Below are 23,739 nucleotides of genomic sequence, written 5' to 3' on the forward strand. Positions count from 1 at the left end.
GCTGCCCCGGTGGCCTCGGGGCCGGACTGACTGGAGTATTCCCAGGCGAGGAGCGGTGCATTCGCGTCCCCGGCGAACTGACGGATCATTGCCGGTGAACGTTTGGCCTCGTGCGGAGCCCGGGTAGGCAAGCCCTACGGCGGTCACTTCACCTCGTCACAGACCCAGCCGCCGGTGCCGCTGCTCGAACGCGCGCAGGGCGCGCAGGAAGTCGACCTTGCGGAAGGCCGGCCAGTAGGCCTCGCAGAAGTAGAACTCGCTGTGGGCGCTCTGCCAGAGCAGGAAGCCGGACAGGCGCTGCTCGCCCGAGGTGCGGATGATCAGGTCCGGGTCGGGCTGGTTGCGGGTGTACAGGTGCTCGGCGATGTGCTCGACGGTCAGGATCTCGGCCAGTTCCTCGATCGAGGTGCCGCGTCCGGCGTGCTCCTGGAGCAGCGAGCGGACGGCGTCGGCGATCTCGTGCCGGCCGCCGTAGCCGACCGCGACGTTGACGGTGATGCCGTCGATCGCGGCGGTCTGCTCGGCGGCGCGCTTGAGCACGTCGGCGGTGTGCTGCGGGAGCAGGTCCAGCGCGCCGACCGGGTTGACCCGCCAGCGGCGGGCGGCGGCCAGGCCGGTGACGGCGTCCTCGATGATGCCGAGCAGCGGGACCAGTTCGTCGGCCGGGCGGTCCAGGTTGTCGGTGGAGAGCATCCACAGGGTGACGACCTTGACGTGGGTCTCGTCGCACCAGCCGAGGAACTCGCTGATCTTGTCGGCGCCGCGCTGGTGGCCGTACGCGGTGGAGCCGCCGGCGGCCTTGGCCCAGCGGCGGTTGCCGTCCAGGATCACGCCGATGTGGTGCGGGGTGCGGCCGAGGTGGACCTCGACCCGGCGGCCGTAGAGCCGGTACATCCCGCCCAGCAGAGTGCGCAGCCCCGGCGTCCGTTCGGCGACATCGCGCAGACCCATGTTTCCCGGCCCCTCCGTACTCGTTCAGCTGGTGCGTCACCGCACCGGCGCAGCCTACTCCCGCGCGCTGGCGTGCGGGAAAGCCCCAGGTAGCGGTCTGGTCACGGTCCTGTACGAAGTCTGTCGCGGCGGGCGTGTCCCGGGCTCCGCCGGGCCCGACCCGGCGCGGACACGGAACGGTCTCCGAATCCTTAAAGAATCCGTAAGCCGACGGTCCGATGCTTGACGGCCGGCAATGGTCTAGTCCAGCTTTTGACCCGGGACGACAGCGAACTCCCGCGTCCCGCAAGGCTCACACCGGACCTCCCCTCCCCCACACGCGGCCGCCGCGCCCCCACCGCGGCGGCCGCTCCTCCCCCAGGAGCGTCACCCCATGGCCCGTACGCTGAACCAGCCTGCCCACAAGCGCCGGCGCAGCCCCCTCCCGGCCGTCGCGGCCGGTGCCACCGCCCTCGCCCTGGCCGGCGGGGGGCTCGCCCTCTTCGCCGGGGGCGCCAGCGCGGCGGTCGGCAACCTGATCACCAACGGCGGCTTCGAGACCGGGCTGGGCGGCTGGTCCTGCGCCGGCGCCGCGGCCGCCGTGTCCTCGCCGGTCCACTCCGGCACCGGCGCGCTGCAGGCCACCCCGGGCGCGGGCGACACGGCCGAGTGCACCCAGACCATCAGTGTGCTGCCCAACACCAGTTACACGCTGAGCGCCTGGGTGCAGGGCCCGTACGTCTACCTCGGCGCGCGCGGCACCGGCGGCACCGACCCGTCCACCTGGTCGAACCAGAACAGCTGGAACCAGCTGTCCACCACCTTCACCACCGGGGCGAACGCCACCAGCGTCACGGTCTACCTGCACGGCTGGTACGGACAGGGCGCCTACCTCGCGGACGACGTCGCGCTGGTGGGACCGGGCGGCACCTCCACCCCGTCGCCGACGGCCACCTCCACCCAGACACCGACCCCGACGCCGACCCCGACCGCCACCCCCACCCCGACCGCCACGGCGACCCCCACGGCCACCCCGACCGCCACCGCCACGCCGACCACCCCGCCGGCCACCGGCCTGCCCGCCCACGTGGTCACCGGCTACTGGCAGAACTTCGACAACGGCTCGACCCCGCAGCGGCTGAGCGACGTGCAGAACGCGTACGACATCATCGCGGTCTCCTTCGCCGACGCCGTGCCGACCCAGACCGGCGCGATCAGCTTCACCCTGGACCCGGCCCTGTCCAAGGCGCTCGGCGGTTACACCGACGCCCAGTTCCGCGCCGACATCAAGGCCAAGCAGGCGGCGGGCAAGAAGGTCATCCTCTCCATCGGCGGCCAGAACGGCGCGATCACCGTCGGCGACGCCACCGCCGGGGCCGACTTCGCCAACAGCGCCTACGCGATCATCAAGGACTACGGCTTCGACGGCATCGACGTCGACCTGGAGAACGGCGTCCAGGCCGGCCCGCTCGGCGACGCGCTGCACGCCCTGCAGGCCAAGGTCGGCCCCGGTTTCGTGCTGACCATGGCCCCCGAGACCATCGGGATGTACAGCACCTCCGGCGCCTACTTCCAATTGGCGCTGAACACCAAGGACATCCTGACCGTCGTCAACACCCAGTTCTACAACTCGGGCGGCATGAACGGCTGTGACGGCAAGGTCTACAACCAGGGCACGATCGACTTCATCACCTCACAGGTCTGCACCCACATCCAGGGCGGCCTGCGGCCCGACCAGGTCGGCATCGGCGTCCCCGCCTCCGGCAAGGCGGCCGGCGGCGGCTACGTCGACCCGTCGGTGGTGAACAACGCGCTCAACTGCCTGGCCACCGGCAACAACTGCGGCAGCTTCGTGCCGCCGGCCAAGTGGCCCACCATCCGGGGCGCGATGACCTGGTCCACCAACTGGGACGCCAACAACGGGAACGCCTTCTCCAACACGGTCGGCCCGTTCGTCCACAGGATGCCGTGAGGCACTCGGCGACGAGGCCCTCGGGAACGTAACTCCCCTCGGCGCGCCGCTCCTTGAGGGTGGGGCTCGCGCGCCGACGGCGGGGCCCGCCGTACCGGCCCCGGTACGGCGGGCCCCGTCCGCCATCAGGCCCGGTACCGCCATCAGACCGGTACCGCCATCAGGTCGGTACCGCCATTCCGCCAGGACCGCTATCTCGCCAGGACCGCGGTGAGGGCGCCGAGCAGCAGGAACGGGCCCACCGGGACGTCGAGCCCGCGCACCTTGCGGCGGCGGGCCAGCGCGGCGGCGGCCCGCAGGGTGGCCCAGAGCCCGGCGAGCACCACCCCGGCGACCAGCCCGCCGAGCGCGACCGGCCAGCCGTACCAGCCGAGCAGCCCGCCCAGGGCGAACCCGAGCGGGGAGTCGCCTGGGCCCAACGCGCCCGCCCAGACGGCGAGTTCGAGCAGCACCCCGACGGTCAGCGCGACCAGCAGGCAGCGCAGCAGCACCCCGGGGCGCCCCTCGACCAGGGCCGCCGCCGCCAACAGCACGGCCACCCCGGCGAGCAGCGCCAGGTTCAGCCGGTGCGGCAGCCGGTGCACCCGCCCGTCCACGAAGCCGAGCGCCACGCCGAGCGCGCCCGCCCAGCCCAGGGCCATCGCCGGCGGCCCGTCCGCCGCGTACGCCACCGCGACCGCGACCGCCGCCGCGACCGCCTCCACCACCCCGGCGCCGGCGCCCAGCCGGCCCCGGCAGCCCGGGCAGCGCCCGGTCGGCGGCAGCAGCCGCACCGCCCGCCCGCACAACGGGCAGGCCCCGCACCAGGGTTCGCCCTCCGGCACGGCGAAGTAGGCGATCAGCCCGCGCAGCGGCGGGGCCGCCAGGAGACCGACCAGCACCGCCGCGACCACGACCGGTACCACCGGCGCACCCCCTCCTCGATCCGACGCACCGGCCACATCCTCCCCCGTCCGGGGTGTGCCGTCCGTCTCGTTCCGAACAGGATCGAGCCCATGTTCCTCGCGTACGGGAGCATTCCGGACATCCGGCCGCCGGTTTGGAAGGCGACCGGACACCCCCGCCTGTCGATCCAAGGGGGCCGCTCCGGACGTTCTCACCCGTCCCAGGGACCCCCGGCGCGGGGCCCCGGCATGCCCCTAAAGTAAGCAGGCATGCAGGTCATCCAGTCCACGAAGCTCGCCAACGTCTGCTACGACATCCGCGGCCCGGTGCTCGACGAGGCGATGCGGCTGGAGGAACAGGGCCACCGCATCCTCAAGCTCAACACCGGCAACCCGGCCACCTTCGGCTTCGAGGCGCCCCCGGAGATCCTCCAGGACATCCTGCGCAACCTCTCCAACGCGCACGGGTACGGCGACTCCAAGGGGCTGCTCTCGGCCCGCCGCGCGGTGGTCATGCACTACGAGGACTGCGGCCTGCACGGGCTCTCGGTGGACGACGTCTTCCTCGGCAACGGCGTCTCCGAGCTGATCCAGCTGGCCATGACCGCACTGCTGGACGACGGCGACGAGGTGCTCGTCCCGGCGCCGGACTACCCGCTGTGGACCGCCTCGGTCTCGCTGGCCGGCGGCACCGCCGTGCACTACCTCTGCGACGAGCAGGCCGAGTGGTACCCGGACCTCGCCGACATCGAGGCCAAGGTCACCGACCGGACCCGGGCCATCGTGGTGATCAACCCGAACAACCCGACCGGCGCGGTCTACCCGCGCGAGGTACTGGAGGGCATCGTCGAGATCGCCCGCCGGCACCAGCTGGTGGTCTACGCGGACGAGATCTACGACAAGATCCTCTACGACGACGCCGAGCACGTCCCGCTGGCCACCCTGGCCCCGGACCTCTTCTGCGTCACCTTCAACGGACTGTCCAAGGCCTACCGGGTGGCGGGCTTCCGCTCCGGCTGGATGGTGCTCTCCGGCGACCGCAACCGCGCCCACAGCTACGTCGAGGGCCTGACCATACTGGCCTCGATGCGGCTGTGCGCCAACATGCCCGCCCAGCACGCGGTGGCCGCCGCGCTCGGCGGCCGGCAGTCGATCCGCGACCTGGTGCTGCCCGGCGGCCGGCTACTGGCCTCCCGCGACGCCGCGTACGAGCTGCTGAACCAGATCCCGGGCGTCAGCTGCGTCAAGCCCAAGGGCGCGCTGTACGCCTTCCCGAGGCTGGACCCAAAGGTCTACAAGATCAAGGACGACGCCCGGATGGTGCTGGACCTGCTGCGCTCCCAGCGGATCCTGCTGGTCCAGGGCACCGGCTTCAACTGGCCCGAGCCGGACCACTTCCGGCTGGTCACGCTGCCCCGGGCGGAGGAGATCACCGACGCGGTGACCAGGATCGGGGACTTCCTCAGCGGCTACACCCAGCCGTAGGCCCCACGGCCGGGGAAAACACTACGGCCGGAGTCCCGGCCCGGGCGGTCTCCTTGGTCGGGGAAAGACCGCCCGGCGGAACTCCGGCCGTCCTGTCACTCGGCGGGCGCGCGGTTCGTGCCGCGCGCCCACCTCTCGCTCGGTTGAGGCTCAGGCTCAGCCGAGGCGCGCGACCAGGCTCCGGTACTCGTCCCACAGCTCCTTCGGGGTGTGGTCGCCGAACAGCTCCAGGTGGGCCGGCACCAGCGCGGCCTCCTGGCGCCAGATGTCGGCGTCCACGGTGAAGAGCAGGTCGAGGTCCTCCTCGGACAGCTTCAGGTCGCCGAGGTCGAAGCCGTCGATGGTCGGCAGCACGCCGATCGGGGTCTCGACGCCCTCGGCCTTGCCCTCCAGCCGCTCGACGATCCACTTGAGCACGCGGCTGTTCTCGCCGTAGCCGGGCCAGACGAACTCGCCCTCGGCGTTCTTGCGGAACCAGTTGACGTAGTAGATCTTCGGCAGCTTGGCGGCGTCCGCCTGGGCGCCGACCTTCAGCCAGTGGGCGAAGTAGTCGCCCATGTTGTAGCCGCAGAACGGCAGCATCGCGAACGGGTCGCGGCGCAGCTCGCCGACGGTGCCCTCGGCGGCGGCGGTCTTCTCGGAGGCGATGTTGGCGCCGAGGAAGACGCCGTGCTGCCAGTCGAAGGACTCGGTCACCAGCGGGACGGCGGTGGCGCGGCGGCCGCCGAACAGGATCGCCGAGATCGGCACGCCCGCCGGGTCCTCCCACTCCGGGGCGATGGTCGGGCACTGCGCGGCCGGGACGGCGAACCGGGCGTTCGGGTGGGCGGCGGGGGTGCCGGACTCGGGGGTCCAGTCGTTGCCGCGCCAGTCGATCAGGTGCGCCGGGGGCTCCTCGGTCAGGCCCTCCCACCACACGTCACCGTCGTCGGTGAGGGCGACGTTGGTGAAGACGGTGTTGCCCCAGAGGGTGTCGATGGCGTTGGCGTTGGTGTCCACGCCGGTGCCGGGGGCGACGCCGAAGAAGCCGGCCTCGGGGTTGATGGCGTACAGGCGGCCGTCCTCGCCGAAGCGCATCCAGGCGATGTCGTCGCCGATCGTCTCGACCTTCCAGCCCGGGATGGTCGGCTGGAGCATGGCCAGGTTGGTCTTGCCGCAGGCCGACGGGAAGGCGGCCGCGACGTACTTCGGCTCCGCCTCGCCCGCGGAGTCGGCCGGCGGGGTGAGCTTCAGGATCAGCATGTGCTCGGCCAGCCAGCCCTCGTCGCGGGCCATGGTCGAGGCGATGCGCAGCGCGTAGCACTTCTTGCCGAGCAGGGCGTTGCCGCCGTAGCCGGAGCCGAAGGACCAGATCTCCTTGGTCTCCGGGAAGTGCGAGATGTACTTGGTGCTGTTGCACGGCCACGGCACGTCCGCCTGGCCCTCGGCCAGCGGGGCGCCGACGGTGTGCACGGCCTTGACGAAGTCCCCATCCTCGCCGAGCTGGTCGAGCACGGCCTGGCCCATGCGGGTCATCACGCGCATCGACACCGCGACGTAGGCGGAGTCGGTGATCTCGACGCCGTACGCGGCCAGCGGGGAGCCGACCGGGCCCATCGAGAAGGGCACCACGTACATCGTGCGGCCCTTCATCGCGCCGCGGAACAGGCCCTGCTCGCCCTGGAAGACCTCCCGCATCTCGGCGGGGGCCTTCCAGTGGTTGGTCGGGCCGGCGTCCTTCTCCTGCTCGGAGCAGATGAAGGTGCGGTCCTCCACGCGCGCCACGTCGGACGGGTCCGAGGCGGCGTAGTAGGAGTTGGGGCGCTTCTCCTCGTTGAGCTTCTTGAAGGTGCCCTGAGCCACCAGCAGGTCCGCGAGGCGCTGGTACTCCTCGTCGGAGCCGTCGCACCACTCGATGCGGGCCGGCTGGGTGAGCTCGGCGATCTCGCTCACCCAAGCGAGCAGCTGCTTGTGGCGGGTGGGCGCGGATGCGCTGAGAGCAGAGATCTCGTACGACACGATCGCTCCGTTTCACGCCGACTCGGCGAGGAGGCGGCGTTGCGGGGGTCTGAGGGTGCTTGCAGCGTAGCCCCGGCCTTCGGGCCCGAATGCGGCGCAGCGGCGGAATTGACGCATCTTTTACTACAGTAAGTACGATTACCGGCCAGTAACAGGTCGTTCACGCCCCGGCCGGAGTGCGCGGCGCCACACTCCAAATACTCCAAAACGTCCAAGAGTGATGATCGCCACTTCATTACGCGCCAGTAACCTACGGCTGCGTAGGTAGCGGGTAGCATGCTGCGCATGACTGCTGCCGCGCTCGCCGAGCGCCTCCCGGAGAGCCCTGACGAGAACAGGGAGGGCAAGCCGAAGTGGCGCGGCTGGCTGCACGCCGGGATGTTCCCCGCCACGGTCGCCGCCGGGATCGTGCTGATCTGCCTGGCCGGCTCCACGCCTGCCAAGATCGCCTGCGCGATCTACTCGGTCAGCGCCTGGATGCTGTTCGGGGTCAGCGCGGTCTACCACCGCTTCAACTGGGGCCCGCGCGGGGACGCCGTCCTCCGCCGGCTGGACCACGCGAACATCTTCCTGATCATCGCGGGCACCTACACGCCGTTCACGATCCTGCTGCTCAAGGGCAACAGCCAGCAGGTGCTGCTCTGGGCGGTCTGGGGCGGGGCGCTCGCCGGGATCGCCTTCCGGGTGTTCTGGGTCGGCGCGCCGCGCTGGCTGTACACGCCGGTGTACATAGCGCTGGGCTGGGCCGCCGCGTTCTTCCTGCCGGACTTCCTGCGCACCGGCGGGGTCGCCGTCCTGGTGCTGATGATCGTCGGCGGGGTGCTCTACAGCATCGGCGGCGTGGTGTACGGGCTCAAGCGGCCCGACCCCTCACCGCGCTGGTTCGGCTTCCACGAGGTGTTCCACGCCTTCACCCTCGGAGCCTTCATCGTGCAGTACGTCGGCGTCTCACTGGTGGCGTACAGCACGGTCGGCTGAACCCGGCGCGTTCCGACGGGCGGTCGCACGGTCCACGGACCGGGCGGCCGCCCGTTCCGCCGTCCAGGGCCGCTCGTACGGGGCCCGGCCCTGCGGGCGGTGCGGGTACGGCGGGTGGTCGGCGGCGCCGGCCTCCGGCTGCCGGGCCCGCGCGGGCTCGACCGACTGCGGCGTGAACTCCGACGTGAACTCCGGCCCGGACTCCCGGCGCGCGGCGCGGGCGGCCTTCGCGCCCCGCCGACGCGCCTCCCGCGCGTCCAGCGCCTCGCGCGCCCGGCGGCAGCGCTCGCAGTGTGCCGCGTCCGGGGTGCCGCGCCGCGGACGGTGCCCGGCCGGGGAGACCTGCTGGTGCAGGGCGCGCCAGCGGCGCGCGACGTACACCATGAGCAGCAGCACCTCGGCCCCGGCGACCCCGAGGACCAGCGCAGCGCCGTTGATCAGATAGGCCGCGACCACGGCCAGCGCGGAACCCACCACCACGGCCGCGCCCCACACCTGGGCACTCGCCCGCCTGTCGTCACTGTCGGCCACTTCGGCTTCCCCTTTCCCGGCGCCGGGCTCGTGGTCGGCTCCTGCCGCCCCACCCCTTCTCCGCTCTCGGCACGCGTCGGTCAGCACTGACCGATTGCCACATGGTATCTACCGACAGTCACCCGGGGCTGCCTCCAGGTGGCGAACGACAGATCAACGTTGCGTCAATTCCGCGTGTGAAAGCAGCACTTCCAGGACACGTCACGGACCGTGACCATCCCGCTACGCGCCTACCGTGGGGAGTCATGTTGACGGCTGGCTTCTTTTGATAGTTACTGTCATTTGACAGCTACTATCCTTCGGATGACCCTGGAGGTCACCGTGCCCGCCGCTCCGCCCGCTTCCGCCACCACCGCCGGGGTCGCCGACCCCCGCCGCTGGCTCGCCCTGGTCGCCGTCGCCCTCAGCGTCCTGGTGATCAGCTTCGACATGACGATCCTCAACGTCGCTCTGCCCACCCTGGCCTCGCAGTTACAGGCCGGCACCGGGCAGCAGCAGTGGATCGTCGACGCCTACACCGTGGTGTTCGCCGCCGCGATGCTCCCGGCCGGACTGCTCGGCGACAGGTACGGCCGCCGCAGCACCCTCACCACCGGCCTCGCCCTGTTCGGACTCGCCTCCGTCGTCGGCATGCTCGCCGACTCGCCCGGCGCCCTGATCGCCGCCCGCGCCGGAATGGGACTGGCCGGCGCACTCGTCATGCCGATGTCGATGGCGGTCATCCCCGGGCTGTTCCCCACCGCCGAACAGCGCCGGGCCACCGCCGTCCTGGCCACCTCGCTCGCCGCCGGCGCCCCGCTCGGGCCGCTCATCGGCGGCTTCCTGCTGCAGCACTTCTGGTGGGGCTCGGTCTTCGCGATCAACGTCCCGCTGACCGCGATCGGCATCGTCGCCTGTGTCCTGCTGCTGCCCGAGAGCCACAACCCCGCCGCACCCCGGATGGACCTGCCCGGCACCGCGCTCGCCGCCGCCGGACTGAGCGCGCTCACCTACGGCATCATCGAGGGCGCCGACGCCGGCTGGGGAGACCCGGTGGTGGTCACCACCCTGGTCGGCTCGGTGCTCCTGCTCACCGCGCTGGTGCTGCGCAGCCGCCGCCGGCGCGACCCGATGCTCGACCTCGCCCTGCTCGCCGACCGGACCTTCCGCTGGTCCGCCGTCGCGGCCACGCTGATCTCGCTCGTCCTGTTCGGCGCCTTCTTCGTGCTGCCCCTCTACTTCCAGAGCGTGCTCGGCACGGACGCCCTCGGCTCCGGACTGCGGCTGATGCCGATGATGCTCGGCCTGCTGGTCGCCGCCAAGCTCACCGACCGGCTGGTCAGCCGGATCGGCGCCCGTACCGTGATCACCCTCGGCCTGGCCCTGCTCGGCGGCGCGCTGCTGTTCGGCAGCCGGACCGGCCCCACCGACGGGTACGGACGGGCCGCGGTCTGGCTCAGCGTCCTGGGCCTCGGCATGGGCCTGTCGCTGATCACCGCCCAGGCCTCCGCCCTGGTCACCCTGCCGCCCGCCAAGGCCGGGGTCGGCTCCGGACTGCTCCAGACCCTGCGGCAGGTCGGCGGCGCGATCGGCATCGCCGCCTTCGGCAGCCTGCTCACCGGGGCCTACCGGGCCGCGCTGGACACCGATGGACTGCCGGCCGAGGCCGCGTACCGGGCCGGGAAGTCGGTGGTCGCCGCCGACGCCGTCGCCCGGGCCTCCGGACATCCTTCGCTCAGCGCCTCCGCGCACGCGGCGTACGTGCACGGGATGACGGTGGTGCTGCTGGTCTCCGGGCTGGTCGCGGTGATCTCAGCGGTACTGGTCGCGGCCCGGATGCCGGCCGGCGGGGATGCCGACGCGGCCGCGGACGCGCCCGAACACGTCGCCGCCGGAGATCGCCGATAATCGTCACCATGACTCCCAAGCAGCCGACCGTGGCCCTCCCGGACGCCCCGACCAACCCGGTCCAGGCGCTGTTGGAGGCGCCGCTGTCGCTGCGCGAGCGCAAGAAGTTGAAGACCCGGCAGACCATCCGCCGCGAGGCCTACCGGCTGATCTCCGAGCAGGGCTACGAGAACACCACGGTGGAGCAGATCGCCGCCGCCGCCGAGATCTCGCCGTCCACCTTCTTCCGCTACTTCGCCACCAAGGAGGATCTCGTCCTCTCCGACGAGTACGACCCGGCGATGGTCTCCGCGCTGCTGGCCCGCCCCGCCGACGAGCCCTTCCTCACCTCCTGCCGGGAGGCGATCATCGACCTGATCCGGGCCCTGCTCCAGCACGAACGCCAGGAGCTGCTGACCCGGATGCGGCTGGTCACCGAGGTCCCCGCGCTGCGCGCCGGACTCGACCGCTCCGGCAACAGCCCGCGGGAGCTCTACCTCTCCGTCCTCACCCGGCGGGCCGGTGTCGAGGAACCCACCTACGACATGCGGGTCACGGCAGCCGCCATCGGCGCCGCCACCACCGAGGCCGTGCTGCAGTGGGCCGCGGCCGACGGCCGGGAGGACATCGCGGACCTGGTCGACCACACCTTCGCCCTGCTGGGGAGCGGCTTCGCCGGGGTGTGAACACGGAGGAAAGGGGCCCGGCTCGGCGAGCCGGGCCCCTTCGGGTGTCAGCGGGTGCTCCGCCTGTCGGGTGTCAGCGGGTGCCGCGCCTGCGCCGCAGCACCGCGCCCGCGCCCACCAGCGCGGTGGCGCCCAGGGCCGCGGCCGCCGTCACGGCCGGCAGCGCCGTCGACGCCGAGCCGTGGTCCGCCGCGGGCTCCCCGGCGGCGTCCACCCGGTAGCCGCCGCCCTCGCCCGCCCGGTCGTACGCCGAGCCGGGCAGCTTGTCCCCGTACCGCTGGTGCACCAGCTGCTGGTACGCGGCCAACGACACCCCGCCCGCGCCCACCGAGCGCTTCGCCTCCTCATCCAGCGGCAGCACCCGGCCGTCGCGCAGCACGTACCAGGCGTTGACCTGCGGCTCACGGAAGGCGGTGCCACCGCCGCTGCCCGCCGCCTTCGCCGCGTAGTCGCTCTCGTCGCCGCCGGAGGCGATGTTGACCACCCGCCAGTCCTCGCCCTGGCGAACCGTCCAGACCGAGGCGCTCTGCCCGTCCGCCGCGACCACCTTGCTCGCCGTGAACTCGGCCTTCGCCACCGGCGCGCCCGGGGTGCCGGCCACGAAACCGGCGTCCAGGACGTACACCGGCACGGTGTCCCCGGTCAGCCGGGGCGCGGAATCGCTCGCCGCCTTCGCCTCCTCGGCGGCGCCGATGGTCAGCTGCTGGGTCGGCGGAACGCCCTTGCGGGCGAAGAAGTGGCCCACCTTGTCCAGCACCGCGGGGTCCTGGACCGCGCCGCGCGCCTGGGCCAGGTCGGCGGCGGGCACCGGTTCAGGGGCGGCGCCCCTCGGGGTGTCGGCCTGCGCGGCCGGGGCCAGCGCCAGCGCGAGGCCGGCGGCGAACAGGGCGGTCACGGCGGCCCGACGGGCCTTGCTGAGCTCGGTCATGGTCGCCCCTCACGCGCCGATCCGGTACAGGGAGTGGGTCCACGAGAACGTGTCGTTGTTCACGTAGTACCAGTAATCCGCCCAGTTGTAGCGGTAGTTGGACGGCCACGGGTCGCCCCAGTAGACCCAGTTGTTGCCGGTGTCGTAGCCGTACAGGACGTGCATGTGCCCGCCGCCCGAACTCCACTGGATCCGGGTCTCGATCGGCCGGTTGGCGTCCACCTCCGACTGCACCGTGCTGTAGCGCAGGTAGCCGGTGACGTACGAGCCAGGGGTGATGCCCACCCAGTCCAGCCCGTTCTGCACATCGGCCAGCGTGGCCTGGCTGTTGGGGCAGCTGGAGTCGATCGAGCGGCCGAACGCGGCGTTGCAGAACTGGTTCTGGCTGTAGTTGTAGCCGAACCAGGTGGCGATGGTGTTCCCGCTCGCCGCCCAGCACCAGTTGGTCTGCTGTTGCTGCTGCATGGAGATGTTGAGCTTCTTGAACGTGCCGGCCAGATCGGCCGTGCTGCCGGGCTCGATCGCCCGGCGGACCTGCGCCGGAGCCCGGTCCTGCGTGGGGGCAGCGGCCGCGGGAGTGCTCACCGCGGCGGTCAGCGCCGGGCCCAGCACGCCGAGGGCGAGCAGGGAGACCGCGCGGCGCAGTCGTATCCGTGGAACTGGCATGGGGGAATGCCTCCTTGCACGAGCGTTGCGAAGTGCTGCGTGGGGGCGCGGTCCGGATCGCGCCCCGAGCATCGCGCCGTTGCCAGAGGCTGGTCAACGGGCTTCGCTCCGGCCCGAGTTCAGGTGTGAACGGGCCGGCTCAGCTGTGAACACCGCCCGGGAAACCGCAGCGCCACCTGCCCGGACCGGTGACAAACGGGCGAACGGATGTGAATATTCACGGTCAAAACCCGGTTCCGTGACCGCCCCTCAGGAGGCCGAAATCCATCGGAGCGACCCCGCCGACCTCGCCGCCGCCCTGCGCACCGGCCCCTTCCACCTCGCCCTGCGCACCGCCATCGCCGCCCGCGGCCTCGCCCTCCACCGCATCCGCCGCCACCTCGCACTACGCGGCGTCCACGTCGGAGTTACCAGCCTCAGCTACTGGCAGCAAGGCCGCCGCCGCCCGGAACGCCCCGAATCACTGCGCGCCGTCGCCGCCCTGGAAGAAGTCCTCGACCTGCCCGACCACTCCCTCACCCGACTGCTCGGCCCCCGCCGCGCGACCGTCCCCGCCCCGACCGGGCCGCCCGTACGCCCGTACCGCGACCTGATCTCCCCACCCACCGCCGTCGACGACCTGCTCGCCACCCTGACCAGCCCGCGCGACACCGGCCTGCACACCATCACCCACATCGAACGCATCCGCATCGGCCCCGACCGCCAACTCGCCCGCCGCGACTCCCAACACGCCCTACGCGCCCACCGCGACGGCATCGACCGCTACCTCGCCCTCTACCAAGGCGACCCCGGCAGCGACATCACCCGCGTCGGCGTCCGCGCCGAGGAGAACTGCCGCCCCGGCCGCATCCGCCGCGACCGAGCCCACCACCTGCTCGCCGCCGAACTCCTCCTCGACCGCCGCCTCCGCGCCGGCGACACCCACCTCCTCGGCTACGGCTTCGACGACGCGCCCTCCCCGGAACCCAGCTGCGAATACGTCCGCGGCTTCAACTCCGGCGCCGGCCAGTACGTCCTCCAGGTCACCTTCCACCCCGCCGCGTTACCCGTGCGCTGCCACCGCTTCGCGCTGCACTCCCCAGGCGAAGCACCCTACGAGACGGAGGAGCTGACGCTCGACGGGCACCGCTGCGTACACCTGGTGGCGACGGCGGTGCGGCCGTGCATCCTGGGGATCAGGTGGGACTGGGAGTAGTGGAGGGCAGTGCGACCAGTACGGGTCGTCGAGGTCGGGCGCGGGCTCGTGTCCGGCCGGTCGCTCGCCGATCGGAGGGGCACCGTAGTTCTTCTCTGGCTGGTAGCGCACCGTGAAGGCCTCTGCGATCAGGCGCACCACCACCGTCGAGTCGGCCGGGGAACTGGCCACCGATAGCGTGAACAGGGCGTCGCCGTGTCCGGGGCAGTTCGATTCGGTGTAGTTCGTCGCCAGGTTGCCCGTGCCGTCGGACCGCCGGCAGTCGCCGCCTCGAAACCGCGTCATCCGGTCCAGCAGCACCGGCACCTTCGCGGGGGTCACCTTAGTCCGAACCGAGACCACTTCCCTGATGCTGGACAACAGGCTCGGCTCACCGTCGGCGTGCTCCGGCCCGCGGTCCACAGCGTAGAATCCGCCGGAGTAAGCGAACTGCGCCTTCGCCTCACCCGGGCTCAGCTGGGTGGTGTCCCGGTCCTTCAGAGCCATCGGACCGTAGCTGTTGTGGAACAGCCCCACCCCGATGGCCAGCACGGCCATCGCGGCCACGGAGCAACCCACCCCCCCCCCCGCGGTCGCTTCATCCCTGTCCCTTGAGCTTGACGTCCCCGCTGCCACTGACGATGGCCGCGATGTTGTCCAGCGAGGGGCCGCCTCGGCTCGTCAGGTACTTGGTGTGCGCGTCGATGGGGTTGCCCCTGCTCCAGTCGTCAACGGTGAAGCGGTTCGCACCGAAGTGCTTGCTGGACGGGTCCCGTCCGTACCAGAGTTCGTCCGGGTCGAGGCTGAGCTTCGATGGAGCCCACGTCACGAGGTCGTTCTCGGCCGCACCGGCCCAGACGTGGCCGGGCGGCAGCTTGAGGTCAGAGGCTTTGTCCACGCCGACGCCCGGGCTGCCGATGAAGACCACGTCGTCCGGGGGCGCGTAGTGCGACCCGGGCTGGGTGGAGAGCTTGACGGCCTGGCCCACCAGGTAGGAGCCGTAGCTGTGCCCCACCGCAGTGACGTGCGGCGGGCTTCCCTCGTGGCTCGCCCGCACACCGCTGAGGAACTTCGCGTACGCCGGGGCGCCCGCCTTGCCCGCGCTCGTCGACGCGGCGCCGAAATCCATCCCCGGCGGGTCGTAACCGAGCCACACGATCGAGGCGACCGAGTGGCCGGCCGGGGCCTTCCTGCTCGCGGCGCGGTACACGCTCAGGGCGTTCTCGGCCTCGTTGGTGCCGTCGTGGACGTTGCCCGACGTCCCCAGACTGTTGGTGTCAGTCGTGATACCGGGCACGTAGGCGGAGACGTCGGTGGCGGTGTCCGGGTTCCCGTAGGAGAGGATCGCCCGCCCCTTGCCCACGTCCTTTACGACCGGTACCCACTTGGGCACTCGCAGCTACCATAGCGTCCGCAGCGGACACGGTTATCAGGGGGAATCGGTGGGGCAGGATCCAGGATTCACAGTCAAGCCCGGCGAGTTGACCGCCGCCGGGAACAACGCGGTGGCGGTGGCCGGGAAGGTCCCCGAGGGGACGGCGAAGCTGGTGGAGCCCAGCAGCAAGGCGGCCGGGAGCCTGGCCGGCTGGCGGAGCGGGGCGGCGCTGACGGGGTGCGGCACCGCTTGGAAGGCCCTGCTGGACGGGCTCTCCAACGACATGAAGTCGGCCGGGGGCAACCTCATCACCTGCGCGCAGACGTACCTGAACGCCGACCACCTGCCGCCGCCCACCGCCGCGCCGGTCTCCGACCCCTTCGGCACGAAGGTGGTCGGCGCGACCGGCGGCCACCTGACCAAGGACGCGTAACTGGGCTACCGCGCCTCGAAGTCCAGCACCACGGCGTCCTCCACCGCCCGGTACCCGATCTGCTGGTAGATGGAGTTGCTTGTCGGGTTGGACAGGTCCGTGTACAGCAGCACCTCCTCCGCCCCCAGCCCGAGCGCGTGTGCCGACGCGGCCGCCGTGAGGGCGCTGGCATAGCCGTGGCCGCGGCGGTCCGCGGGGGTGTAGACCGGGCCGATGCGGGACATGCCGGCGAGGACCGGGCTGGTGCCGGCGACGGAGACGGGGTGGCCGTCGTCCTCCCAGAGGTGGAGGTCGCCGTTCGCGATCTTCTCGTCGACCGCCTTGGGCACGTCGGGGAGGCGGACCTTGGCCTCGGACAGGAACTCGTAGTACCAGCGGATCACCAGCTCGCGGTCGGCCGGTTCGGCGAGCCGGTGGCGGCCGGCCGGCGGGCGTGGCGGGTCGGTCAACTCGCCGAGGCGGTAGAGGCGTTCGCTGGCCCTGACGGACTGCCCGGCACCGGTGGCCGCCGTCCAGGCCTCGGCGAAGGCGCGGACGGCGTCGGCTCCGCCGCCGACCCCGGTCACCTCGGTGAACCCGCTTCCGGCGGCGGCCAGCCGCACCGCCAGCTCGGCGGCCGCGACCGACGGCATGAAGGAGAGCCGGGGCGGGAAGGGCGGCGTCTGCAGGAAGGCGCCCTCGACGGGGCCGCCCTCCTCGCCGCGCCACCATCCGAAGACCGGCGGGCGTTCCCCGAACACGTCGAGTCCGGCCTCGGCCAGTCGGTGGGCGATGGTGAGCAGGACGGTGTTCTCGGCCGGGCGGGCGGCCAGGAACTCACCGGCCTGCTCACGGAAGCCGTCGAGCGAGGTGCTGAGGGTCCAGGTCATGGCCCATGCTCGCCCCGGCCGGCCTTTCCCCGCCAACGATTATCCGCCCGCCAACCACGCCGATCGGGTCTACTCGACGGCCGTCCCGAGCCGTTCACCGAGCACCGCCGGATCCGTGGTCGGCGCCTCGCAGGCGAAGTGCCGGCACACGTACGCGGCGGGCGCCCCGCCGACCAGCGGCCGGTCCGCGAGCAGGGGGACGTCGGCGTCCCCGGGCTCCCCCACCGCGACGACGGCGCCCGGCGCCGTCCCGAGCAGCGCGGCCCGCCGCAGCGCCGCGGTGGCCGGATCCCCGGCGGGGCCGACGACGGCGATCTCGCGCGGCCCGTCCAGCAGGGCTTCGGCGACGGCCAGGCCCCAGCCGATGAACCGGGGGGCCCGCCCGGCCAGCGCGCCGACGATGCCGAGGGCGCGTTCGGCGGCGGTGCGGTGCCGGTCGGAGCCGGTGTACGCGGCGTAGGTCAGCAGCGCGCCGGCGGCGGCGGTCCAGCCGGAGGGGGTGGCGTTGTCGGTCGGGTCCTGCGGGCGGCGGATGAGTTCCTCGGCGTCGTCGGCGGTGTCGTACAGCGCGCCGGAGGTCTCGTCGGTGAAGTGCTTGAGCACGGTGTCGAGCAGCCCGCCGGCCAGCTGCAGCCAGGAGGTCTCGCCGGTGACGGCGTACAACGCGAGGAAGCCCTCGGCGGTGTCGGCGTAGTCCTCCAGGACGCCCGCGTTGGCGCCGGCCCGGCCGTCCCGGGAGGTGCGCAGCAGTCGCCCGTCGGGGGTGAGGTGGACGGCGAGCAGCAGGTCGGCGGCGCGTTCGGCGGCGTCGACGAGGTCGGGGCGCTCCAGCAGGGCGCCGGTCTCGGCGAGCGCGGCGATGGCGAGGCCGTTCCAGGCGGCGACCACCTTGTCGTCGCGGGCCGGGACGGGACGGGCGGCCCGGGCCTCGGACATCCGGGCGCGGATCGTCTCGTACTCGGTGAAGTCCTCGGGGTCGGCCAGGAGTTGGAGTACGGAGGTGCCGTGTTCGAAGGTGCCGTCGGCGGTGACGGTGAACAGCCGGGCGGCGGTGGCGGCGTCGGCGGGGCCGAGCAGGTCGACCAACTGGCCGGGCTCCCACACGTAGTAGGCGCCCTCGGCGGTGGCGCCGGTCTCCTCGTCCAGGCTGTCGGCGTCCAGCGCGGAGGCGAACGCGCCTTCGGGGGTGCGGAGTTCGCGCAGCAGGAAGTCGGCGGTGGAGAGCGCGACCCGGCGGGCGAGTCCGGAGCCGGTGGCCCGCCACAGGTGCAGGTAGACGCGCAGCAGCAGGGCGTTGTCGTACAGCATCTTCTCGAAGTGCGGCACCACCCAGCCGGCGTCCACCGCGTACCGGGCGAAGCCGCCGCCGAGCTGGTCGTGGATGCCGCCGCGGGCCATCGCCTCCGCGGTGCGGACGGCCATCTCCAGTGCCGCCGTCGAGCCGGTCCGTGCGTGGTGGCGCAGCAGGAACTCGATCACCATGGCCGGCGGGAACTTGGGCGCCCCGCCGAAGCCGCCGCGGTTCTGGTCGAACTCCCGGCTGAGGGCGACCAGCGCCTGGTGCAGGTCGGCTTCGCCCGGCGGGTGGTGGGCGCCGGCCGAGTAGACGGCGGCCCGATCGGCCAGGTCGGCGCGGATCCGCCCGGCGACCTCGCCGACCTCCTGCCGCCGGTCCCGCCAGGCGGCGTCCACGCCTTCCAGCACCTGCCGGAAGGACGGCATCCCGTGCCGGGGCTCGGGCGGGAAGTACGTGCCGAAGTAGAACGGCTCCTTCGCAGGAGTGAGGAACACCGTCATGGGCCAGCCGCCCTGCCCGGTCGCCGCCTGGACGGCCTCCATGTACACGGCGTCGACGTCGGGCCGCTCCTCCCGGTCCACCTTGACCGCGACGAACCGCTCGTTCAGGTATCCGGCGAGCTCGGCGTCCTCGAAGCTCTCGTGGGCCATCACATGGCACCAGTGGCAGGCGGCGTAGCCGACGGACAGCAGCACGGGCACGCCGCGCCGCTCCGCTTCCGCGAAGGCCTCGGGGCCCCAAGGCCACCAGTCGACCGGGTTCTCGGCGTGCTGCAGCAGGTAGGGCGAGGTCGCGTCCGCGAGACGGTTCGGCATGCCCCCATCCTCCCGCATCGGGGCCCTGGCGCGTGTCAGCCGGGACACGCGCCAGCCCGGGCCCCGCTCGCGCCGATCCCGCTACCCGCTACCCGCCGACGGGCGCCGGACACCCGACACCCGCTACCGGATGCCCGCCGGACCGGCCTCACCGAAGCCGGTCCGCAGCGGGGGTCACTCCTTGGGAGCCTCCGGCTCCTCCGCGAAGTCGACCTTCTTGAACTGCCGGTTCATCGACTTGGCCAGGAACCACGTCGCCACGCCGAGCGCGGCGAAGACGACGAAGCCGAGGAGACCGGGGGTGACCTTGGCGTCGTCGACGGCGAGGTCAGCGGCGAAGTGGACGAGGTTCACGGGGGCACTCATATCTCTATGGTGGCCCGGCTCACGGCGAGCCGGGCCGTCGGGGGTGGGTCAGTCGCGTGCGTCGGCGGCCTCGGCCACCAGGGTGGGGGTGCGCAGGCCGGCGAACAGGTCGTCCTCCGGCAGGTCCACATCCATCAGGGTACGGGCGAGCTCGTAGTCCTCGGTGGGCCAGACCTCGCGCTGGACCTCCAGCGGGACGCGGAACCACGGCCCGTCCGGGTCGATCTGGGTGGCGTGGGCGATCAGCGCGCGGTCGCGGGTCTCGAACCAGTCGTCGCAGCGCACCCGGGTGGTGATCTCGCGCTCCTTGCGGCCGCTCTTCTCCCAGCCCGCGATCCACTCGCCGTACGGGGAGTCGAGGCCGTGCTCGGTGAGGTACTGGTGCAGCGCACGGATGCGGCCCATCGGGAAGCCGTGGTTGTAGTACAGCTTCAGCGGCTGCCAGGGCTCGCCGGCCTCGGGGTACGCGTCCGGGTCCCCGGCCGCGTCGAAGGCCACCATGGTGATCTTGTGGGTCATGATGTGGTCCGGGTGCGGGTATCCGCCGTTCTCGTCGTAGGTCGTGATGACCTGCGGCTTGAACTCGCGGATCAGCCGGACCAGCGGCTCGGCCGCCTCCTTGACGTCCTCCAGCGCGAAGCAGCCCTCGGGCAGCGGGGGCAGCGGGTCCCCCTCCGGCAGGCCGGAGTCGATGAAGCCCAGCCAGGCCTGCTTGACGCCGAGGATCGCCCGCGCCTCGTCCATCTCCTTGCGCCGGACCTCGTGGATGTTCTCCTCGATGTACGGGTCCCCCTGGAGCTTGGGGTTGAGAACCGACCCGCGCTCGCCCCCCGTGCAGGTGGCCACGAGCACGTCCACGCCCTGCTCGACGTACATGGCCATGGTGGCCGCGCCCTTGCTGGACTCGTCGTCCGGGTGGGCGTGCACCGCCATCAGTCGCAACTGCTCAGTCAACGCCTTGCGTTCCTTCCACATGTTCGGGCGTTCCGCGAAGTCCGGTCTGCCCACCGTACGAACCGCTCACTTCGGGACCGCGTCGCCGCAAGGCCGGCCACCGGCCGGTGGTCGGCCTTGCCGAGCCCCGCCCCCGCCGGACCGGCCGCGGGCGTGTCCCTCCTATAGTGACGGACTGGAGGAGCGTCGCATTCCCCCGCACCGCCCGCGCGGCCCCTCCCCGGGAAAGGACGTAGTCCGATGACTGCACAGAGCACCGCCGCCCAGCTGCCCGAGGGACGCTACGGCCGGAGCGGCAACAGCGAGTCGGACCGCCGCCTGAAGGTGGTCGGCGCGGTCTGCGGCGTGCTCGCCCTGGGCGTGATCGCCTGGCTGGGCGGCTCGTACGTGCTGCGCGAGTCGAAGATCAACGGCTCGGTGCCGACCTTCCAGGTGCTCTCCGACTCCGAGGTCCAGCTGCGCCTGACCGTGAGCAAGAGCGACGGGACGGCGGGCACCTGCACGGTCCGCTCGCAGAGCGACGACCACGCGGTGGTCGGGGTGGCGGACTTCCCCGTCCCGGCGGCCGGGTCGAGCTACGAGGCCACCGTCACCCTGCGCACCACGGCCCGCGGCACCACCGCCGAGCTGCTGGGCTGCACTCCGGCGAAGTAGGCGGAACGGCGCGGGGACGCATATTCGTTCGGGAGAACGGGCATCCGTAGGAAGTCCCGTACCCCGTTCCTGTACACCGTGGCGTAACACCGTCGTCAATGACCCACTAACGCCTCTCCCGCTTGTCGGCAGGACTTGTTAGGCTCGTGGTTTCGCCCCTTCCGCACCGGATGGTACGGGAGCGGGCGTTGCTTTGTAGTTACGACCGATATCACCGACAACCCTGCTGACGACTCACACCCTCAGCACAGCCCCAGCACCTACGAGGAGCACCCGTGACCCAGACCAGTGAGAACGTGACCTGGCTCACTCAGGCCGGCTACGACCAGCTCAAGGCCGAGCTGGATCATCTGACCGGGACCTGGCGCATCGAGATCGCCCAGAAGATCGAGGCGGCGCGCGAGGAGGGCGACCTCAAGGAGAACGCCGGCTACCACGCGGCGAAGGAGGAGCAGGGCAAGACCGAGCTGCGCATCCGCCAGCTGACCCAGCTACTGGAGCGCGCCAAGGTCGGCGAGGCCCCGGCCGACTCGGGTGTAGTGGCCCCGGGCATGGTCGTCACGGTCGCCTTCGACGGTGACGAGGACGACCTGATGGAGTTCCTGCTCGCCTCCCGCGAGGTCGCGGGCTCCGACGACCGGGACGTCTACTCGCCGCAGTCCCCGCTGGGCCGCGCGATCGACGGCAAGAAGATCGGCGACGAGGCCACCTACGAGCTGCCGAACGGCAAGCCGGCCATGGTGAAGATCGTCAAGGTCGTGCCGCACGCCGGCTGATCCGGCCCCTGAACACCGCCGAGGGCGGTCGCCGAGTCCCGGGACTCGGCGACCGCCCTCGGGCGTTCCGCGCCGGAAAGGCACGAGCGGAGACGATTCACCCCACGGCCGAGCGGTACTTGCGCACCGACAACCAGGAGAACACCGCCGTGATCACCAGCGACCACAGCACCGACACCAGCGCGGCGTGCTGCATCGGCCAGGCGCTGTCCACCGGCCCGACCTGGTTGCCGAAGAGGTCCCGGCAGGCCTGCACGGTGGCGCTGAACGGGTTCCAGTACCCGACCCCCTGCAGCCAGCCCGGCATCGAGCTGACCGGCACGAAGGCGTTGGAGACGAAGGTCAGCGGGAACAGCCAGATCAGCCCGGCCGAGGTGGCCGCCTCGGGGCTGCGCACCGACAGGCCGATCAGCGCGCCGATCCAGGAGAAGGCGTAGCCGAGCAGGAACAGCAGGCCGAAGGCGCCGAGCGCCTTGAGCGCCCCTTCGTGGATCCGCCAGCCGACCAGCAGCGCGACCAGCGCCAGCACGACCACGGTGAACGCGGTCTGGCACAGGTCCGCGAGGGTGCGGCCGACCAGCACCGCCGAGCGGGCCATCGGCAGCGAGCGGAAGCGGTCCACCAGGCCCTTGGTCATGTCCTCCGCGATGCCGGCCGAGGCACCGGCGACGGCGAAGGTGACGGTCTGGGCGAAGATGCCGGCCATCAGGAACTGGATGTACGTGTCGGAGCTGGAGTTCGCCCCGGGGATCTTGATCGCCCCGCCCATGACGTACGAGAACAGCAGCACGAACATGACCGGCTGCATGAGCCCGAACACCACGATCTCGGGGATCCGGGACATCCGGCGCAGGTTGCGCTTGGCGACCACCCAGGAGTCGTGCAGGGTGGCGTTCAGGCCCCGGCGCTGCGTGGGCATCGCCGCGCCGATGGCGTGCTCGGTGGCGGTGCTCATCTCAGCGCTCCGTTCCGGCCGTGACGGCCTGCTGCTGGTCCGGCCCGTGGTCGTCGGTGCCGTCGGTACCGTCCGCGCCGCGGGCCCCCTCGCGGCGGCCCCGGCCGCCCCGGTCGCGGCCCTTGGCGCCGTCGCCGCCGTCCTCCCCGGCCGTCCCGGCGACGTGGCCGGTGAGGGTGAGGAAGACGTCGTCCAGGGTCGGGCGGCGCAGGCCGATGTCGTCGATCTCGATGCCGCGGCCGTCCAGTTCGCGGATGGCGTCGGCGAGCACCCGGGCGCCACCGCTGACCGGCACGGTGATCTTCCGGGTGTTCTTCTCCACCGCGGGCTCGCCGAGCGCGTAGCCGGACAGCGCCGCGACCGCGTCCACGACCAGGCCCGGGTCGTGCACCACGACCTCGATCCGCTCGCCGCCGATCTGCGCCTTCAGCTGGTCGGCGGTGCCCCGGGCGATCACCCTGCCGTGGTCGACCACCGCGATGTCGTGGGCGAGCCGGTCGGCCTCCTCCAGGTACTGGGTGGTGAGCAGCAGCGTGGTGCCCTGCTCGACCAGGGTCTCGATGACCTCCCAGAGCGCGAGCCGGTTGCGCGGGTCGAGGCCGGTGGTCGGCTCGTCCAGGAACATCACCGGCGGCCGGACCACCAGCGCGGCGGCGAGGTCCAGGCGGCGGCGCATGCCGCCGGAGTACGTCTTGGCGGTGCGGTCCTTGGCCTCGGTGAGGTTGAACCACTCCAGCAGCTCCAGCGCGCGGGCCTTCGCGGCGCGGGTGCTCATCTGGTAGAGCTCGCCGACCATCGTGAGGTTCTCGAAGCCGGTCAGGTACTCGTCGACCGCCGCGTACTGGCCGGACAGCCCGATCAGGCTGCGGACCCTGTTCGGATGCTTGAGCACGTCCACGCCGGCCACCACCGCGCGGCCGGAGTCGGGGCGGAGCAGGGTGGTGAGGACGCGCACGGTGGTGGTCTTGCCGGCGCCGTTCGGGCCGAGCAGCCCGAGCACCGTGCCCTCGGGGACGTCGAGGCTGACGCCGTCCAGGGCTCGGACGCCGCCGAAGGTCTTCACCAGGTTCTCGGCTTGGATGGCTGGCGCCATGGCCTGCCTCATCTCCTCGGACGAATGTGAGCGATCTGTCCCGATCTGCCGGGT

Annotated in this window: 22 protein-coding genes; 9 read left to right on the plus strand and 13 right to left on the minus strand. The window is 72.0% G+C overall.

Annotated elements, in window-relative coordinates:
* Positions 1–156: 156 nt before the first annotated feature.
* The gene (locus tag ACZ3UD_RS23075) at positions 157–951 is read right to left on the minus strand and encodes an isoprenyl transferase (RefSeq protein ID WP_380612162.1); all 795 of its coding nucleotides are present in this window, start codon (positions 949–951) and stop codon (positions 157–159) included.
* A 373-nt stretch (positions 952–1,324) separates the two neighbouring features.
* On the opposite strand from ACZ3UD_RS23075, the gene ACZ3UD_RS23080 reads away from it, so the two are divergent.
* Complete coding sequence (locus tag ACZ3UD_RS23080; protein WP_465590666.1) at positions 1,325–2,902, plus strand: chitinase; 1,578 nt, start codon at positions 1,325–1,327, stop codon at positions 2,900–2,902.
* Between the two features lie 191 nt (positions 2,903–3,093).
* Here ACZ3UD_RS23080 and ACZ3UD_RS23085 read toward each other — a convergent pair whose 3' ends face one another.
* Positions 3,094–3,807 carry a prepilin peptidase gene (locus ACZ3UD_RS23085; RefSeq protein ID WP_465590669.1) on the minus strand — a complete coding sequence of 238 codons (714 nt, stop codon included), beginning with the start codon at positions 3,805–3,807 and terminating at the stop codon, positions 3,094–3,096.
* A gap of 249 nt (positions 3,808–4,056) precedes the next feature.
* Between ACZ3UD_RS23085 and ACZ3UD_RS23090 the strand changes: the two genes are divergently transcribed.
* Complete coding sequence (locus ACZ3UD_RS23090; RefSeq protein ID WP_465590672.1) at positions 4,057–5,271, plus strand: pyridoxal phosphate-dependent aminotransferase; 1,215 nt, start codon at positions 4,057–4,059, stop codon at positions 5,269–5,271.
* Between the two features lie 156 nt (positions 5,272–5,427).
* On the opposite strand, the gene ACZ3UD_RS23095 is transcribed toward ACZ3UD_RS23090, so the two are convergent.
* Entirely contained in the window at positions 5,428–7,269 is a 1,842-nt protein-coding gene (locus ACZ3UD_RS23095) for a phosphoenolpyruvate carboxykinase (GTP) (protein ID WP_465590675.1), read from the minus strand.
* Positions 7,270–7,554: 285 nt separating this feature from the next.
* Here ACZ3UD_RS23095 and trhA point away from each other — a divergent pair, with 285 nt between their 5' ends.
* Entirely contained in the window at positions 7,555–8,247 is a 693-nt protein-coding gene (gene trhA, locus ACZ3UD_RS23100) for a PAQR family membrane homeostasis protein TrhA (RefSeq protein ID WP_465590678.1), read from the plus strand.
* Here trhA and ACZ3UD_RS23105 read toward each other — a convergent pair.
* Positions 8,218–8,778 (minus strand): hypothetical protein, encoded by a 561-nt coding sequence (locus ACZ3UD_RS23105; RefSeq protein ID WP_465590681.1) that lies wholly within the window; start codon positions 8,776–8,778, stop codon positions 8,218–8,220. The genes trhA and ACZ3UD_RS23105 overlap by 30 nt on opposite strands.
* A gap of 303 nt (positions 8,779–9,081) precedes the next feature.
* Here ACZ3UD_RS23105 and ACZ3UD_RS23110 point away from each other — a divergent pair, with 303 nt between their 5' ends.
* Positions 9,082–10,665, plus strand: a complete 1,584-nt coding sequence (locus ACZ3UD_RS23110; RefSeq protein ID WP_465590684.1) for an MFS transporter — start codon at positions 9,082–9,084, stop codon at positions 10,663–10,665.
* An 8-nt stretch (positions 10,666–10,673) separates the two neighbouring features.
* Positions 10,674–11,330 (plus strand): TetR family transcriptional regulator, encoded by a 657-nt coding sequence (locus ACZ3UD_RS23115; RefSeq protein WP_465590687.1) that lies wholly within the window; start codon positions 10,674–10,676, stop codon positions 11,328–11,330.
* 73 nt (positions 11,331–11,403) lie between these two features.
* Here the strand turns inward: ACZ3UD_RS23115 and ACZ3UD_RS23120 are convergent, their stop codons facing one another.
* On the minus strand, positions 11,404–12,258 hold the full coding sequence (locus ACZ3UD_RS23120) for a hypothetical protein (RefSeq protein WP_465590690.1): 855 nt from the start codon (positions 12,256–12,258) through the stop codon (positions 11,404–11,406).
* A 9-nt stretch (positions 12,259–12,267) separates the two neighbouring features.
* On the minus strand, positions 12,268–12,924 hold the full coding sequence (locus tag ACZ3UD_RS23125; RefSeq protein WP_465590693.1) for a papain-like cysteine protease family protein: 657 nt from the start codon (positions 12,922–12,924) through the stop codon (positions 12,268–12,270).
* A gap of 238 nt (positions 12,925–13,162) precedes the next feature.
* Here ACZ3UD_RS23125 and ACZ3UD_RS23130 point away from each other — a divergent pair, with 238 nt between their 5' ends.
* The gene (locus tag ACZ3UD_RS23130; RefSeq protein WP_465590696.1) at positions 13,163–14,119 is read left to right on the plus strand and encodes a hypothetical protein; all 957 of its coding nucleotides are present in this window, start codon (positions 13,163–13,165) and stop codon (positions 14,117–14,119) included.
* 577 nt (positions 14,120–14,696) lie between these two features.
* Here ACZ3UD_RS23130 and ACZ3UD_RS23135 read toward each other — a convergent pair.
* Positions 14,697–15,491, minus strand: a complete 795-nt coding sequence (locus ACZ3UD_RS23135) for an alpha/beta hydrolase (protein ID WP_465590699.1) — start codon at positions 15,489–15,491, stop codon at positions 14,697–14,699.
* An 88-nt stretch (positions 15,492–15,579) separates the two neighbouring features.
* Here ACZ3UD_RS23135 and ACZ3UD_RS23140 point away from each other — a divergent pair, with 88 nt between their 5' ends.
* Positions 15,580–15,906, plus strand: a complete 327-nt coding sequence (locus ACZ3UD_RS23140; RefSeq protein WP_465590702.1) for a hypothetical protein — start codon at positions 15,580–15,582, stop codon at positions 15,904–15,906.
* A 5-nt stretch (positions 15,907–15,911) separates the two neighbouring features.
* Here the strand turns inward: ACZ3UD_RS23140 and ACZ3UD_RS23145 are convergent, their stop codons facing one another.
* The 4 genes from ACZ3UD_RS23145 to mca all read right to left on the minus strand — a co-directional run bounded on the left by ACZ3UD_RS23145 (position 15,912) and on the right by mca (position 20,207).
* On the minus strand, positions 15,912–16,775 hold the full coding sequence (locus ACZ3UD_RS23145; protein ID WP_465590705.1) for a GNAT family N-acetyltransferase: 864 nt from the start codon (positions 16,773–16,775) through the stop codon (positions 15,912–15,914).
* Positions 16,776–16,844: 69 nt separating this feature from the next.
* Positions 16,845–18,887: a thioredoxin domain-containing protein gene (locus ACZ3UD_RS23150; RefSeq protein ID WP_465590707.1), complete on the minus strand. Its 2,043-nt coding sequence runs from the start codon at positions 18,885–18,887 to the stop codon at positions 16,845–16,847.
* Positions 18,888–19,061: 174 nt separating this feature from the next.
* Positions 19,062–19,253, minus strand: a complete 192-nt coding sequence (locus ACZ3UD_RS23155) for a hypothetical protein (RefSeq protein ID WP_465590708.1) — start codon at positions 19,251–19,253, stop codon at positions 19,062–19,064.
* A gap of 48 nt (positions 19,254–19,301) precedes the next feature.
* Positions 19,302–20,207 carry a mycothiol conjugate amidase Mca gene (gene mca / locus ACZ3UD_RS23160; RefSeq protein ID WP_465590710.1) on the minus strand — a complete coding sequence of 302 codons (906 nt, stop codon included), beginning with the start codon at positions 20,205–20,207 and terminating at the stop codon, positions 19,302–19,304.
* Between the two features lie 240 nt (positions 20,208–20,447).
* Here mca and ACZ3UD_RS23165 point away from each other — a divergent pair, with 240 nt between their 5' ends.
* A complete protein-coding gene (locus ACZ3UD_RS23165) occupies positions 20,448–20,861 on the plus strand; it encodes a DUF4307 domain-containing protein (RefSeq protein WP_465590719.1) in 414 nt (137 codons plus the stop codon).
* A 275-nt stretch (positions 20,862–21,136) separates the two neighbouring features.
* On the plus strand, positions 21,137–21,637 hold the full coding sequence (greA, locus tag ACZ3UD_RS23170) for a transcription elongation factor GreA (RefSeq protein WP_380612143.1): 501 nt from the start codon (positions 21,137–21,139) through the stop codon (positions 21,635–21,637).
* Positions 21,638–21,734: 97 nt separating this feature from the next.
* Here greA and ACZ3UD_RS23175 read toward each other — a convergent pair whose 3' ends face one another.
* Both ACZ3UD_RS23175 and ACZ3UD_RS23180 read right to left on the minus strand, forming a co-directional pair.
* Positions 21,735–22,592: an ABC transporter permease gene (locus ACZ3UD_RS23175; RefSeq protein WP_465590722.1), complete on the minus strand. Its 858-nt coding sequence runs from the start codon at positions 22,590–22,592 to the stop codon at positions 21,735–21,737.
* Between the two features lies 1 nt (position 22,593).
* Positions 22,594–23,685, minus strand: a complete 1,092-nt coding sequence (locus ACZ3UD_RS23180) for an ATP-binding cassette domain-containing protein (protein ID WP_465590725.1) — start codon at positions 23,683–23,685, stop codon at positions 22,594–22,596.
* Positions 23,686–23,739: the final 54 nt, after the last annotated feature.

This window comes from Kitasatospora sp. NPDC023118 (assembly GCF_055560875.1).

Bases quoted from the DNA above. Each gene is read 5' to 3' on its own strand.
- ACZ3UD_RS23080 (WP_465590666.1), top strand. From the start codon at position 1,325: ATGGCCCGTACGCTGAACCAGCCTGCCCACAAGCGCCGGCGCAGCCCC.
- ACZ3UD_RS23165 (WP_465590719.1), top strand. From the start codon at position 20,448: ATGACTGCACAGAGCACCGCCGCCCAGCTGCCCGAGGGACGCTACGGC.
- ACZ3UD_RS23075 (WP_380612162.1), bottom strand. From the start codon at position 951: ATGGGTCTGCGCGATGTCGCCGAACGGACGCCGGGGCTGCGCACTCTG.
- trhA (WP_465590678.1), top strand. From the start codon at position 7,555: ATGACTGCTGCCGCGCTCGCCGAGCGCCTCCCGGAGAGCCCTGACGAG.
- ACZ3UD_RS23180 (WP_465590725.1), bottom strand. From the start codon at position 23,685: ATGGCGCCAGCCATCCAAGCCGAGAACCTGGTGAAGACCTTCGGCGGC.
- ACZ3UD_RS23175 (WP_465590722.1), bottom strand. From the start codon at position 22,592: ATGAGCACCGCCACCGAGCACGCCATCGGCGCGGCGATGCCCACGCAG.
- ACZ3UD_RS23145 (WP_465590705.1), bottom strand. From the start codon at position 16,775: ATGACCTGGACCCTCAGCACCTCGCTCGACGGCTTCCGTGAGCAGGCC.
- ACZ3UD_RS23090 (WP_465590672.1), top strand. From the start codon at position 4,057: ATGCAGGTCATCCAGTCCACGAAGCTCGCCAACGTCTGCTACGACATC.
- ACZ3UD_RS23115 (WP_465590687.1), top strand. From the start codon at position 10,674: ATGACTCCCAAGCAGCCGACCGTGGCCCTCCCGGACGCCCCGACCAAC.
- ACZ3UD_RS23120 (WP_465590690.1), bottom strand. From the start codon at position 12,258: ATGACCGAGCTCAGCAAGGCCCGTCGGGCCGCCGTGACCGCCCTGTTC.
- ACZ3UD_RS23125 (WP_465590693.1), bottom strand. From the start codon at position 12,924: ATGCCAGTTCCACGGATACGACTGCGCCGCGCGGTCTCCCTGCTCGCC.
- ACZ3UD_RS23150 (WP_465590707.1), bottom strand. From the start codon at position 18,887: ATGCCGAACCGTCTCGCGGACGCGACCTCGCCCTACCTGCTGCAGCAC.
- ACZ3UD_RS23110 (WP_465590684.1), top strand. From the start codon at position 9,082: ATGACCCTGGAGGTCACCGTGCCCGCCGCTCCGCCCGCTTCCGCCACC.
- ACZ3UD_RS23155 (WP_465590708.1), bottom strand. From the start codon at position 19,253: ATGAGTGCCCCCGTGAACCTCGTCCACTTCGCCGCTGACCTCGCCGTC.